Annotated in this window: 16 protein-coding genes; 5 read left to right on the plus strand and 11 right to left on the minus strand. The window is 30.8% G+C overall.

Annotation, left to right across the window (positions count from 1 at the left end; translation table 11 throughout):
* The first annotated feature begins 357 nt into the window (after nucleotides 1–357).
* Nucleotides 358–786 (plus strand): hypothetical protein, encoded by a 429-nt coding sequence (locus tag B5G32_RS11960; RefSeq protein WP_087297106.1) that lies wholly within the window; start codon nucleotides 358–360, stop codon nucleotides 784–786.
* Nucleotides 787–1,033: 247 nt separating this feature from the next.
* Here B5G32_RS11960 and alr read toward each other — a convergent pair whose 3' ends face one another.
* Both alr and B5G32_RS11970 read right to left on the minus strand, forming a co-directional pair.
* Complete coding sequence (gene alr, locus B5G32_RS11965) at nucleotides 1,034–2,110, minus strand: alanine racemase (protein WP_087243106.1); 1,077 nt, start codon at nucleotides 2,108–2,110, stop codon at nucleotides 1,034–1,036.
* A 72-nt stretch (nucleotides 2,111–2,182) separates the two neighbouring features.
* Nucleotides 2,183–3,175 carry a LolA family protein gene (locus B5G32_RS11970; RefSeq protein ID WP_087305387.1) on the minus strand — a complete coding sequence of 331 codons (993 nt, stop codon included), beginning with the start codon at nucleotides 3,173–3,175 and terminating at the stop codon, nucleotides 2,183–2,185.
* Nucleotides 3,176–3,269: 94 nt separating this feature from the next.
* Between B5G32_RS11970 and B5G32_RS11975 the strand changes: the two genes are divergently transcribed.
* Entirely contained in the window at nucleotides 3,270–3,464 is a 195-nt protein-coding gene (locus B5G32_RS11975; RefSeq protein ID WP_087936771.1) for a DUF378 domain-containing protein, read from the plus strand.
* 64 nt (nucleotides 3,465–3,528) lie between these two features.
* Here B5G32_RS11975 and B5G32_RS11980 read toward each other — a convergent pair whose 3' ends face one another.
* The 4 genes from B5G32_RS11980 to B5G32_RS11995 are packed head-to-tail and all read right to left on the minus strand — an operon-like array spanning nucleotide 3,529 to nucleotide 5,726.
* Complete coding sequence (locus tag B5G32_RS11980) at nucleotides 3,529–4,140, minus strand: HAD family hydrolase (RefSeq protein ID WP_087936772.1); 612 nt, start codon at nucleotides 4,138–4,140, stop codon at nucleotides 3,529–3,531.
* Nucleotides 4,140–4,841, minus strand: coding sequence for a purine-nucleoside phosphorylase (deoD, locus tag B5G32_RS11985; RefSeq protein ID WP_087936773.1), 702 nt, complete (start codon nucleotides 4,839–4,841; stop codon nucleotides 4,140–4,142). The genes B5G32_RS11980 and deoD overlap by 1 nt, the downstream gene beginning before the upstream one ends.
* 6 nt (nucleotides 4,842–4,847) lie before the next feature.
* Entirely contained in the window at nucleotides 4,848–5,279 is a 432-nt protein-coding gene (locus B5G32_RS11990) for a YbbN family protein (protein WP_087242992.1), read from the minus strand.
* Nucleotides 5,280–5,726, minus strand: a complete 447-nt coding sequence (locus B5G32_RS11995; RefSeq protein WP_087936774.1) for a hypothetical protein — start codon at nucleotides 5,724–5,726, stop codon at nucleotides 5,280–5,282.
* A gap of 131 nt (nucleotides 5,727–5,857) precedes the next feature.
* On the opposite strand from B5G32_RS11995, the gene B5G32_RS12000 reads away from it, so the two are divergent.
* The 3 genes from B5G32_RS12000 to B5G32_RS12010 are packed head-to-tail and all read left to right on the plus strand — an operon-like array spanning nucleotide 5,858 to nucleotide 7,602.
* Complete coding sequence (locus tag B5G32_RS12000; protein ID WP_087242996.1) at nucleotides 5,858–6,223, plus strand: hypothetical protein; 366 nt, start codon at nucleotides 5,858–5,860, stop codon at nucleotides 6,221–6,223.
* Between the two features lie 18 nt (nucleotides 6,224–6,241).
* On the plus strand, nucleotides 6,242–6,691 hold the full coding sequence (locus tag B5G32_RS12005) for an NfeD family protein (protein WP_087242998.1): 450 nt from the start codon (nucleotides 6,242–6,244) through the stop codon (nucleotides 6,689–6,691).
* Nucleotides 6,685–7,602, plus strand: coding sequence for an SPFH domain-containing protein (locus B5G32_RS12010; RefSeq protein WP_087297101.1), 918 nt, complete (start codon nucleotides 6,685–6,687; stop codon nucleotides 7,600–7,602). Before B5G32_RS12005 ends, B5G32_RS12010 begins: the two co-directional genes overlap by 7 nt.
* Before the next feature lie 34 nt (nucleotides 7,603–7,636).
* Here the strand turns inward: B5G32_RS12010 and B5G32_RS12015 are convergent, their stop codons facing one another.
* From B5G32_RS12015 to cdaA, 5 genes are all read right to left on the minus strand, one after another.
* A complete protein-coding gene (locus B5G32_RS12015) occupies nucleotides 7,637–8,974 on the minus strand; it encodes a sensor histidine kinase (protein WP_087936775.1) in 1,338 nt (445 codons plus the stop codon).
* Between the two features lies 1 nt (nucleotide 8,975).
* Nucleotides 8,976–9,632, minus strand: a complete 657-nt coding sequence (locus B5G32_RS12020) for a response regulator transcription factor (RefSeq protein ID WP_087243008.1) — start codon at nucleotides 9,630–9,632, stop codon at nucleotides 8,976–8,978.
* Between the two features lie 81 nt (nucleotides 9,633–9,713).
* The gene (gene glmM / locus B5G32_RS12025; protein WP_087936776.1) at nucleotides 9,714–11,063 is read right to left on the minus strand and encodes a phosphoglucosamine mutase; all 1,350 of its coding nucleotides are present in this window, start codon (nucleotides 11,061–11,063) and stop codon (nucleotides 9,714–9,716) included.
* A 4-nt stretch (nucleotides 11,064–11,067) separates the two neighbouring features.
* Nucleotides 11,068–12,465 (minus strand): CdaR family protein, encoded by a 1,398-nt coding sequence (locus B5G32_RS12030; RefSeq protein ID WP_087936777.1) that lies wholly within the window; start codon nucleotides 12,463–12,465, stop codon nucleotides 11,068–11,070.
* Nucleotides 12,455–13,249 carry a diadenylate cyclase CdaA gene (gene cdaA, locus B5G32_RS12035; RefSeq protein WP_087243014.1) on the minus strand — a complete coding sequence of 265 codons (795 nt, stop codon included), beginning with the start codon at nucleotides 13,247–13,249 and terminating at the stop codon, nucleotides 12,455–12,457. The genes B5G32_RS12030 and cdaA overlap by 11 nt, the downstream gene beginning before the upstream one ends.
* Nucleotides 13,250–13,536 lie beyond the last annotated feature (287 nt).

Raw genomic sequence — 13,536 nt, forward strand, 5'->3', positions numbered from 1 at the left:
ATTCTGATGTCAATGGTGAAATTCATCGCTTTGTTTATAAAAACGAAACGACCGAATCAATAGCTTAAAAAAGCAGAAAATCTAAAATGTAAGAGCTTTCAAAATATATATTTTGAAAAGTTGTTTTTAGTGCACCCAAAAATCCACTAAATACATCAAACAACATCGGATTGCTCCTCTCAATCAGGACAAACACTATTAAAATCAATTTTTTAAATTAATTATTGACATTTAATAGTTTGTCTTTTTTATTATAAAAGAAACAGGACTTTGAAACAAGCCCAAACATTCACACAATCTTCTTATTGTCATATGTCCTGAAATTTGTTAGAATATGAACATTAGGAGGCATCAAACATGAATTTTATAAAGAAGTTTGCAAAAGAAATTAGTGTCTTTGGATTAGTGCTTTTGATATTCTTAGGACTCTTTATATATCGTCAGGCAACATTTAAAGATTATAAGACAGTATCAGAAAGTCGATTAACTCAAATGATAGAAGATAAAGAAGATTTTGTCGTTGTATTAGGAGATTCAACTGATTCCACAATGGTCAGTTATCAAGACATCATGACGACATATACAACCAAAAATCGTTCTACACCTTTTTATTATCTAGATACATCTGAAGTTGATAATATTGACAGTTATGTAGAAAAAACATTTGATACAAATGTAACTTATCCAGCAACTCTTATTATTAAAGATGGAAAGATGACTGCCAAAAAAGAAGGATACAATCAATATTATTCTTTATATGATTTCGTTAAAGAAAATTTCGAATAAAAAATAAACAATATTATAAAATGAAGTTGACACTATTTTAACCAGAAGTGATATTCTCTTCTGGTTTTTATTATTATATTCTCATTGACCATGACAATGACAAACTTGAGATATGACTTTTTACCTTTTATTTTTCATACAAAAATATTTTGTCTCTTATCTCATATATAGAAAAAAGAGAAGCATATTTATATACTCCTCAAAAATCATCAAATTCTTAACTCCATCATATTTTTCAATGGAATTTTTATTTTTTATAAATTCTTTCAACACGTTCACTCACTAAACACACAATTTCATATGGGATTGTTGACAATTCCTTAGCCATACGAGCCAGTGTTATATGTTCACCAAAAATTTCCACACGATCATGTAAATGAACATTCTGATCGACCTTAACCATCATTTGATCCATACAAACTCTACCAACAATTGGATAATAATGTCCCTCTATATAAACTTCTCTACCCTGATTCGCACGAATCAATCCATCGGCATATCCAATAGGTAATGTGGCTATATACTCATCTTCTAAAGCTGTATATGTGAGTCCATAGCCAATGCGTTCACCCTTCTTAACCTGTTTTATCATTGAAACACGTGTATATAAAGACATCACCTGTTTGAGTGCTTGACATTCTTCACCAGATGGATCAACGCCATACATAGCTATACCAATACGTGCCAAATTAGAGCGGTCATCTTGATGATACATCATAGCAGCTGAATTTTGGCAATGGATATATCGAAAAGAATGTTGACCAATAATATCATAAAACATCTGAATTTGCTGTTCATAAGCATCATTTTGCATCTCATCATCAGCAGTTGCAAAATGCGTAAAAACACCATCAACCTGAAACATAGAATTTTGACAACAAGCCAAAATGTCCTCAAATTCTGCTTTTGATTTCAAACCAATACGATTCATTCCAGTATCTATTTTAATATGAACTTTCACAGGTTTATGATGATGATAAAGCTTTTGAATTTCAGCCATATATTCCTTTGAAAATAACGATAAAGTAATATCATAATGAATAACCAAATCCAAATCTTCAATAGGAATAGCTCCTAAAACAAGTATATCCTGTTGAATTCCAATCTTTCTTAAATCAATAGCTTCTTTCAGTGTTGCAACACCAAACATTGAAATATGTGGATTATCCTTTAAAATATTGGCAACCTGCTGATAACCGTGTCCATAAGCGTTAGCCTTAATGATGGCCATAAGCGGTTTACGTACTTTTTGATATAATGTTTCAACATTATCCTGTAAATAATCTAGACGAATGCAGGCATAGGTATCACGATAATGTATCACATTTTCACCCCTTTTCATTGTTTTAGTATAATCCATCATACTCTTTTTTTCAAGAAAAAATAGGGTTTTCCCCTATTTCACTTGTGATGATTGCATACTTGATAAAACAGCGAGTTTTTCTTGTGATGTTAAATCATTAGAATAAAGAGAACAAACAACCCCTGATGAAATATATGTCATTTGCTGATCATTTTCAAAAGCTACTCCATCAATCATATCTATCATTTTGCCATCAATACTTTCAATTTGTAAATCATCATTTTCTTTTGATGTTTTTTCAACGATAGTAAATGATTTTTCACCAGTAAATTTTAAAATATGATTAATTTCATCATCAATTGTAGATACCTTTTCATTTTCTAGTGTTGATCCCATTAAAGATACTGGATAAAGTGGTAATGATGCTGCCACACTATCTGTGTATTCTGTTTTTGTTTCTTTAATGATATTGTTTTGTAAAAAGCTATCTTTTTTCATATCCTGATTCATTTCAAAAGATGTGACTTCAACTTTAATAACTTCTGTTCCATCCTGATCAAACACACTAATATATACTGGTTTTAAAGTTTTATCAAACTTCACTTCCTGACTTTTAACACGTTCATCATTTTCATAAGTCATTTCACCTTGAACCAGATATCCATCTTTGACTTTTTCAGATTTATTATCTTTTAAAAATGATACAAGTGATTGATAGATGTATGGTTTAGGTGAATTATGAGGCCATTCGCTTTGAAATTGAAAAGCCTGATTCAGTGATGGCGTTAAGACAAACACACCTTCATCATTTCTAACAATTACTTGTGATTGATTTAATGATTTATCGTAAAGCTCAACTTTATAATAATCTTTTTTATCAATACGTGCATAAGTTGATGTGACCTGATAAGATTTTAATTCATCATTCTCTAACATCTCCATATTTCCTACAAGTTGATAACTTTGACATTGATTCGCTTCTTCAATCAAATCATTAAGTGATGTAGATTTCAAAAAAAACCAGCTTACACCTATAACAATCACAACAATCACACTCACTGCAATAGCAATGATTTTTTTATTCATGATTATTCCTCCTCATCACATCTTATGATTTGTCAATGTTTTTATGAATAAAGATATGAGGTTTGGTTATAATATCATTAGGAGGATAGAAAAAATGAATATGATACAGAAAATTGCTTTAGTTTTTACCATTATTGGTGCAATCAACTGGGGACTCATTGGCCTCTTTAATTTTAATCTTGTAGAAGCTGTTTTTGGCGAAGCGCTTTTAAGTGCCATTATCTATATGATTGTAGGAATTGCTGGTATTATTAATATTATGTTGTTATTTACTGATTTAGATCGATAAAGAAAAGACAAAACGTTTGAAGTATAACTTCTAGACGTTCTGTCTTTTTTATATGATGATTTTTTTAAAAATCACTTATTTTACCAGTCTTTAAAGCAATTCTTTTTCTATTTTTAACAAGAGCCAACATAGGTAAATCTGAAGTAGAATCAGAATAACCAATAGAGTTTTCAAAATCAATTTCAATATTCTGTGATTTTAAACATTCAAGAATACGTGGTACTTTTCCTTCACCTTTACAATTTTTACCAATAACTGTGCTTGTTGGTTGACCATTTTTTGTGAGTGTTCGAGTTCCTATTAAATAATCAGCAGGTAACTGATGATATTTCATATAAACTTCACAAGAAGCTGTACAAACAATCACAATATAGCCTTGTTGATGCTCTTTTTCCATTTGTTCGATCATATGTGGATAATAGCTTGGAACCACTTCATTTTCATAAAATGTTTTTAATTGTGAATTATCCATATGATCAAGTGGAAATAATAAAGCAGATTTGGCTTTTTCAAAACTACTGATATGTAATAAATATAAAAAGTAATAAAATGCGACTTTAAAAAAATAGAAAAAATGTACAGGAAGCTTCTTTAAATCATATTTCAATAAACGAACGATTGTATCTCCTGAAGCAATTGTATTATCAAAATCATATAAAGCAACTTTCTTTAACATTAAGCAATCTCCAAAGCTATTTCCATCATTGTCGTAAATGTCTGTTCTCTTTCTTGAGCAGTTGTTTCTTCCTGAGTCACTAAAGAGTCAGAAACAGTAAGTAATGTCAATGCTTTTTTATCAAGATAAGCCGCTGTTGCAAATAAAGCATAAGATTCCATTTCGACACCTAAGCAGCCCATAGATGCCCATTTTTTCCCTGAATCCTGATCAGCATGATAAAAAATATCAGATGCAATAACATTCCCAACATGATAGCTGGCACCTTTCAATTTGGCCTGTTCTACAGCTTTTTCTAATAAATCATATGAACTAATCGCAGAATAAGTACCTGGCAATTCAAACTGATGAGCAAAATTACTATCTGTACAAGACCCTTGTACAATAATAATATCTCTTAAATGAACATCTTTTTGTAAAGAACCGCAAGATCCAATACGAATAATAGCTTCTACATCATATTGCGTAAACAATTCATGTGCATATATTCCTATAGATGGTTGTCCCATTCCAGAACCCATAATAGAAACTTTTTTACCATGATAAAATCCGGTATATCCAAACATATTTCTTACAGTATTAAATTGATGTACATCTTCTAAATAATGTTCTGCTAAAAATTTAGCGCGCAACGGATCTCCTGGCATTAAAACAGTTTTCGCAATTTCTCCTTTTTGTGCTTGGTTATGTGGTGTTGACATTTTTCATCATCCTCCTTCGTGAAATGTCTGACCTTCTTTAAAAAAATATATTTCATGATTATCAACTGATAATTCTTCTCCAGCAATAGCCTGACGAACCATTTCTAAAAATTCCTGATCTTCGCCCATCTGATAACCTACCCATGCAAAATAACCATCTAATACAATAAAAGGCACACTACCTGAGTTATCATTCACAACATAATCTTCTAATAAATGACAGGTCTTCGCATAAGATTCGATTGATGATTCCTCATCAATATCCAGCTGGATAATATCCATTTGGCTACCATATTCTTCTTCCAGTTCAGGAATGACAACTTGAATAAACGAACGACAATGTGGACATGTTTTCGCATAATAAACATATAAATAATATTGTGGTCGATTTTGACAACCACTCAAAAAAAGCAATAAAACAAGAAATAGCTTTTTCAATTATTCTTGTTGATAAAGAAAACGTAGTCCACTTAATTCATCACTTAACGCTTTATCATTTATAGCGTTATCAATATCTTTGACTAAAAATTCTTCATCACCAGAAGTATAGCCAACTTTCGCAAAATAACCATCTAAGGCATACATTGGCCCCATACCATAAAGGGATTGGTCAAACTGATCAAGCTGTGTAATGACATCTTCATAAACAGCCTGTGTCGCTTCATCATCAAGATCATATTGTTGAATTGTTAATGAATCTCCAAATGTTTCTTGTAAATATGGAATAGCATCATCCTGGAAAGATTGACATTCTGAACATGTTTCAATATAAAAATAGAGCAATGTCGCTGGTTGAGTTAATGTTATTTTATTGATGGGTTGTTGACTTGATTGACACCCCATTAATAACATCATTGATAATATAAATAATATTTTCTTTTTCATTCTTTTCTCCCTTTACATGTATTATAAACTATCTTATCCAAATTGTATACTCACACATTTAAAATCTTTTTTTAATTTTGTTGAAAAAAAATAATTTTAATAATATAATATATTTAAGGAGGAGGATATAAATGAACTTTGAATGGTCAACAAATGATATAGCCACAATGACTGTTACTATTTATGAAACAAATTTAACTTTAAACAAAGCAGCCTGTGTTCATTTTGAAGACGTGAATTATGTTCTTTTAGGGATAGATAGAACCGCTAGACAAATTGGAATCAAACCTGTTACCAAACAGGAAATAGATGAAAATATTTACCCAAAGAGTCAATTACATCGTATTTCACTAGGAAAAAGCTATGGAAGAATTTCTAACAAATCATTTGTATTAGACCTCAGTGTGGAATTTGATCTAGATTTTTCAAAACAGCAATGTTATAAGTACAAGGCTACATATGATATTGTTCATTCTATTATGATTGTTCAACTATAAGAGAAAGGGGAAATGATTATGTCAATTACTCTTGTATGGACTATTATTCTTGTCATTGCGGTCATTGTCGAAGCCATTACAATTGACTTGGTCAGTATCTGGTTTGGGATTGGAGCCATTGCTGCATTAATCTGTCATTTCTTTGGTGTTGGAGAAGTTTTGCAAATTGTTATTTTTGCGATTGTTTCCATTGTCTGTATTGTTGCCTCAAGACCACTGGCTAAAAAATACTTACGTGGAAATACTGTCAAAACAAACCTTGATCGTATGATTGGAAAACATTGTTTAGTCACTGAAACAATTACTGCTGATCAAAAAGGTGAAGTCAAAGTCATGGGAAACTTATGGTCAGCAACAAGCCTTAATAATGAAACAATTCAAATTGGCGATTATGCTGAAGTTATTTCAATTGAAGGTTCACATGTTGTCGTAAAAAAAATAAACAAAGGAGATGATACTTCATGTTAGATGGAATCTTTAGATATTTATGGATTATTTTATTAGTTGTATTAGTTGTTGTCATTATCGCAAAAACAATTCGTATTATTCCTCAATCTTATGCATATGTTGTAGAAAGAATCGGAGCTTATAATCGTACATGTACAGTTGGGTTGCATATTATGATTCCTTTGCTTGATAGAATTGCAAATAAAGTTTCTTTAAAAGAACAAGTATTAGATTTTGCTCCTCAACCTGTGATTACAAAAGATAATGTCACAATGCAAATTGACACTGTTGTTTATTTTCAAATCACAGATCCAAAATTATTTACTTATGGTGTTGTCAGACCATTAAATGCTATTGAAACCTTAACTGCCACAACACTTCGTAATATTATTGGTGATCTTGAACTTGACGAAACATTAACATCTAGAGATATTATCAACTCAAGAATGCGTTCTATTCTTGATGAAGCTACAGATCCTTGGGGAATTAAAATTCATCGTGTTGAAGTTAAAAACATTATTCCTCCACGTGATATTCAAGAAGCTATGGAAAAACAAATGCGTGCAGAACGTGAAAGACGTGAAGCCATCTTACAGGCTGAAGGTAAAAAAACTGCTGCTATTTTAACTGCTGAAGGTAAAAAAGAATCTATGATTCTTGAAGCCACTGCAGAAAAAGAAGCACAGATTGCTCGTGCTGAAGGTGAAGCTGAAGCATTAAGACTTGTTTATGAAGCTCAAGCTAAAGGTATCGAATATATCAATAGTTCTCAACCTCAACAAGCTTATATTACATTAGAAGGATTTAAAGCATTAGAAAACCTTGCTAAAGGAGAATCAACAAAAATTATTATTCCAACTGATTTACAAGGTATGGCTGGTGCTGTAACATCTATTGCTGAAATAGTTAAAGATCCAAAAAACAAACAATAAACAAAAAAAGCATGTCAGTCATAACTGATATGCTTTATTTTTTCTTTTGAAAGATAAAACTTACACCAACATCATGATTCTTTGCAGTCACAGAATACTGGAACATAGAAGAAATTTTACTAACAATAGAAAGTCCTAAACCAAATTGCCCTTTCACTCCTTTAACATATGGATCGAACAAATATGGTAAAGTGGCTTCATCAATATTTTCACCATCATTATATATTTCCAGATAATCTTCCTTAAGCGTAATTTTAATAACAGATTTTGCATAGCGTGAAGCATTTTCAATAATATTTTCTATAGCCACTCGCCAATGTTCCTCATCACCATCAAATTGAACATCTTCTAATTCTGTTTCTAAATGTAAATCTGGCTTCATGAAATCCATCTGCAAAACAATTTTTTCAATTAAATCTTGAATAGCAAAAGATCCTATTTCATTATCTTCACCCTGCAAATAATCCAAACGATTTAAATATAAAAATGATTTGACTTTATGTTCTAAACGATCAGCATTTTCCAAAATAATATCAATAGAACTATCTTTATCTCCATAAGGATAGACATCATCTTTAATACTTTGTGCATAAGTTTGAATAAGAGCGATAGGTGTTTTTAAATCATGAGAAATATTGTGAATCATTTCTTCTTTAATACTTTCCTGTTTATCTAGATCTTCTTTCATTTCGACCAAAGCCTTAGAAACAATTCCAATCTCATCTTCACGATTCATAATCAAATCACTATCTTTTCTATCTTTAATATTATCAATATAATTTTTTATCTTTTTCAAAGGATTGATTAATGTTAAAACCCATAGAATCATCACTAATGCAAAAATAATAAAGAAACCATATTGTATATAAATAATCTGATTACGTAATGAAGTAATCAAGGAAACAGAGTATTCACTATCCACAAGTGAAATCAAATATTTTGAAGTATTATTGATTTTCGTAATCATATAATAGTATGTACTTTCATCATACTCCCCTTTATTCTTTAAAACTTCCTGATCTGTATTGACAATTTTAGCTAAATCATCTTTAAAGAGATAAGAGTATAAATCATAAACAACCTGAACACTCCCTATATTTGATTGAACAAAAGAATTATTGGACGTATCATAAATAATATGATAGACCTCTTTTTCCTGTTTATAGGGCATAATATTATTATATATGATAGAATACTGAGACATTGTTAAACGTTCATACATCTGCTTATCAACAATTGAAGTTACATTATAATCAACAATAGGCATTAATACAGCAACCAATAATAATCCAACAAAACATAATACAACAATCAACTGTTGAACCAACGATAATTTTTTAAAAAAAGATAATTTTGATTTTATTTTTTCCATATTAATCTAATCTATATCCAAATCCATAAATCGTCTTAATATTTAAATCAGGCATCTTTTTTCTTAAACGACGCAATGTATCATCTACAACTCGGTCACTACCAAAATAGTTTTCATCCCAAACTTTAGATAAAACCTGATCACGTGAAATAGCCAATCCTTTATTTTTAATAAAATAAAGTAATAACTCATATTCTTTTGTCGTTAATTCAATTTCAGTATTTTGAAATAAAACCTTTCTTTTTTCTTCATCAATGGCATATCCATCAATATTAATCAAGGCTGGATCATCCTTATAAACACGTTTTAAGACATTATGTATTCTTAAAATCAATTCTTTAATATTAAAAGGCTTAGTTATATATTCATCGCAGCCTTTTTCCAATCCAATAATACGATCAAATTCCTGATCTCTGGCACTCATAAAAACAATAGGCATATCAGGCTTACAAGCTTTGATTTCATTCAGTAAATCAAAACCACTATTTTTATCTAACATAATATCTACAATCCATAAATGGACATCATCATCTTTATGCAAAAAAGCTTCTTCATATGTATAAAAAGAATAAACAATATATCCTTCTTTTTCTAAATAAGTTCTGACAAGATCATTTAAATTTTTTTCATCATCTATGATATTAATACGGTATTTCACATTCCTCACCTCTTTCATCCATTATATACAAAATATTGCCATATAAAATGGCAATATTTTGTGATAATATGTGAAATTATATTATTTTTCTACAGCATACCCTTTTGCTTTGATTGTATTAACAACTTTCAAGACATATTCATGACAGATTTCATCACTTTGTGCTTCGACCATGACTCTTACAACTGGCTCAGTTCCACTTTCACGTACTAAAATTCTTCCTTCATCACCTAATGCTTCTTCAACTTCTTTGACTGCTTTTTGAACATCAGGATCATTTTGAGCTAAAGCCTTATCACTCACTCTTACATTAATTAATAATTGAGGATAAATTTCAACCTGTTCAGTTAATTGAGCCAATGTTTTCTTATTTTCAACCATTGTTTCCATGATTTTCAATGATGTTAAAATACCATCACCTGTTGTTGCATGTTTAGAGAAAATAATATGACCAGACTGTTCTCCACCAATACAATGTCCATTTTTCATCATATTTTCATAAACATATTTATCACCTACAGCTGTTTTTTCATATTGAATACCAGCCTTATCCAATGATTTATATAATCCAAAATTACTCATCACTGTTGTAACAATGGTGTTATTTAAAAGTTCACCTTTTTGTTTCATTTCTAAACCACAAACATATAATATCAAATCACCATTGACTACACGTCCAAATTCATCTACTGCAATACAGCGATCCGCATCACCATCATAGGCAAAACCAACATCCAAACCATTTTCAACCACATATTTCTGTAAAACTTCAATATGTGTAGAACCACAATTTGTATTGATATTCAACCCATCAGGCTGATTATTAATCACATGTGTTTGAGCACCTAAAGCATCAAAAACACTTTTTGCTATGGCGCTTGATGAACCATTGGCACAATCAAGACCAACTTTGATATCTTTAAAAGCACGTGTTGGAATACTCATTAAATATCCAATGTAACGATTTCTTCCCATTGAATAATCAATTGTACGTCCAATCTTATCTTTTGTAGCAAATGGAATAGGATCTGCTAAACCATCAATATATTGCTCGATGAGGTTTTCTATTGTTGCTTCTAATTTATGTCCTTTTCCATTGATAATTTTAATACCATTATCATAATAAGGATTGTGTGAAGCAGAAATCATGATTCCACAATCAAACTCTTCGCTTCTTACTACATAAGAAACAGAAGGTGTTGTTGTCACATGTAATAAATATGCATCAGCTCCACTTGCAGTTAATCCAGCTACAAGAGCATATTCAAACATATAAGAACTTCTTCTTGTATCCTTTCCAATCACAATTCTTGCTCGATGAGAACGTGAAAAATACCATCCTAAATATCTTCCTACCTGATAGGCATGTTCTACTGTCAAATCTATATTTGCTTCTCCTCTAAATCCATCTGTTCCAAAATACTTTCCCATTTTTCTAATTCCTTTCTATATTAATTGTAACTTTAGATGATGATAATAATTTCATTGTTAATGTTTCATCATCACCAGCTATTTTAACATTCACCTGATGTGTTCCAACATCCAAACCATCAATATCAATTGTTGCTTGAATATTGTCAACTTTTAAAGTATTGATTTTATCTTCGGTTCCCGTCACTGATACTGAAGCATTCTGTCCTTGACCAGCAAACGAAACCTTATAATCACGCGAATTATTCAACACCTTAATAGGAATGTTATCGAGTTTTTTTGTAATGACTTTTTCAATTTCCACACTGACATCAATTGCATCCTGTGAAAATTTATTAATACCTGCTATCTTTTTCAATGCAAGATTCGTCATTGTTGTACTTGATTTTAAATCTGTGATATCAACATCAACTTCAACCTGTTGAATTTCATTTAATTGTTCTTCTAATCCAAAAATTGTAACTTCACTTTGTGACAGTGTATACTGAGATACCTGATATCCCGTTGGCAGGTTCCCTACAAGATTAACATGAATAGGAACTGTCTTACTATAAGATGATACCTGACATGTAACGTGGACAGACTCAGGACTCATTTCTACATTTAATTCTTCACCATTACTGTCATAAGCTCTAATTCTTGCATTTTGTTCAAAATCTTCAGTCTTATCAGATACATCAATGCAAGCCTCAACCGTTTCGACTCTAGATAAAGTTTCTTCACTTGCTCGTAACTCTACAGTATCTAAATCCATTTGATTCACACTGACCGAATATTTACTATCCAGTTGATCTTCATTAATAAAACGATATCCTAAATCAAATGTACGCGTTACTTTTTTAGCAAGCGTTACCTTAATTGAACTAGGAATGGATACAACCTGTAACGATTCAGGGAAATTACGTGTTCTTAGATTCAAAACATAATCTCCTTCATCTAAATCCTGCAAATCCAGATAAACCTGATAATCTTTAGAAAAATTCGTTTTATATATATCTAGCGATGGTCCAACCAAAACAACTGATACACTTTCAGGTATGCCTGATGCTTCCAAAGAATCATCAAGATTTTCTACATAAACAGGAACATTTTCTAATGTTGCTCCTGAAGTTGGACTTGTCAGAATATCTTTTCCTGATACACTATAAAATAAAACTGCAGCCATAACAAAAGATAAAATTGTAATTGAGACCTTACTTGATAATATTTTATCTAAAAGCTGATTCATATAGTTATAAAAGCGTGCTCCTGTATCAATAGCTTTCACTTTTTTTTCATTGACACTTTCTTTACTAGATGTATCTTTACTTGTCTGGTCTTTTTCTTTTTCAATAATTTTCAAGAAAAAGTCAGTTGTTGTATCTTTTAAAGGTCTGTTATTTTTTTGATTTCTAGGACTCATGAGCTTGACCTCCTTCATCACTAGATTTAAACCATTGCAATTCATTCACTAATGATGCCCTTAATTCCTTAATAGGAATCTTTCTTAATTCACCATTCGTTGCAAAAGAAATGGTTCCCGTTTCTTCACTGACAACAACTGTTAATGAATCAGTAATTTCACTAATTCCAATCGCTGCTCTATGACGTGCTCCATATTTAGGACTGAGTTCCTTATTTGTCGGTGGATAAAATGCTGCCGCACAGGCTACACGATCCCCCTGAATAATTGTTGCCCCATCATGAAGCGGTGTCCCTTCCCAGAAAATAGTCAAAAAAAGTTCACTACGTATATCGGCATTGATCTTTGTTCCTGTATTGATATAATCAATCATGGATTGACCTCTTTCAAAAGTAATTAATGCTCCTGTCTGCTCTTTTGCAAGAGTCGAAATCGCATCTACCAATTCATCCATCAGTCTTTCCTTTTCATCATTACTTATTTCTTTTTTAACTTCTAATTTAGTTTGTCCCATCTTTTCCAGCAGAGTTCTAATTTCTGGCTGAAAAATAATAATAATGGCTAATACACCCCAATTAATAATACTATCAACAAGATAATTAAGTGTCGTTAATCCAAGCAAACTTGTTAATACTTTGACAATCAAAATAAAAAGAACACCTTTAAATAATTGCATGGTTTTCATATTTGTCTTAAACATTGAAATTAAGTAATATAAAATAAACCATACTGCAATCAAATCTATCGCTGATCTTATAAAATTTATCACAACACTAAGATTCAATCTTTATCACCTACATTTCTTTTTTATTATATCAGTTTTCCATCAAAAGTAAAACGTTACCTTTTTCATTTCCTGAAAATCTATATCTTCATTTTGTGAACTTCATATTTTTTATCAAAAATTTAACTTCAGTTAAATGTTGGTAATTGATTTTAACTCCATAAAAACGGCTATGTTAACCCAAAAAGATGCAGAATTTGAAATTTATGATTTTAACACTGTTTTTTTGGCTATGTTAACCCAAAAAGATGCAGAATTTGAAATTTATGATTTTAACACTGTTTTTT

The sequence above is a fragment of the Massilimicrobiota sp. An80 genome (assembly GCF_002159255.1).
Taxonomy (GTDB): Bacteria; Bacillota_I; Bacilli_A; order Erysipelotrichales; family Coprobacillaceae; genus Allocoprobacillus; species Allocoprobacillus merdigallinarum.

Coding starts and splice junctions, on each gene's coding strand:
- B5G32_RS11960 (WP_087297106.1), top strand. CDS start 358: ATGAATTTTATAAAGAAGTTTGCAAAAGAAATTAGTGTCTTTGGATTA.
- B5G32_RS11970 (WP_087305387.1), bottom strand. CDS start 3,175: ATGAATAAAAAAATCATTGCTATTGCAGTGAGTGTGATTGTTGTGATT.
- B5G32_RS11975 (WP_087936771.1), top strand. CDS start 3,270: ATGAATATGATACAGAAAATTGCTTTAGTTTTTACCATTATTGGTGCA.
- B5G32_RS11980 (WP_087936772.1), bottom strand. CDS start 4,140: ATGTTAAAGAAAGTTGCTTTATATGATTTTGATAATACAATTGCTTCA.
- deoD (WP_087936773.1), bottom strand. CDS start 4,841: ATGTCAACACCACATAACCAAGCACAAAAAGGAGAAATTGCGAAAACT.
- B5G32_RS11995 (WP_087936774.1), bottom strand. CDS start 5,726: ATGAAAAAGAAAATATTATTTATATTATCAATGATGTTATTAATGGGG.
- B5G32_RS12000 (WP_087242996.1), top strand. CDS start 5,858: ATGAACTTTGAATGGTCAACAAATGATATAGCCACAATGACTGTTACT.
- B5G32_RS12005 (WP_087242998.1), top strand. CDS start 6,242: ATGTCAATTACTCTTGTATGGACTATTATTCTTGTCATTGCGGTCATT.
- B5G32_RS12010 (WP_087297101.1), top strand. CDS start 6,685: ATGTTAGATGGAATCTTTAGATATTTATGGATTATTTTATTAGTTGTA.
- B5G32_RS12015 (WP_087936775.1), bottom strand. CDS start 8,974: ATGGAAAAAATAAAATCAAAATTATCTTTTTTTAAAAAATTATCGTTG.
- glmM (WP_087936776.1), bottom strand. CDS start 11,063: ATGGGAAAGTATTTTGGAACAGATGGATTTAGAGGAGAAGCAAATATA.
- B5G32_RS12030 (WP_087936777.1), bottom strand. CDS start 12,465: ATGAGTCCTAGAAATCAAAAAAATAACAGACCTTTAAAAGATACAACA.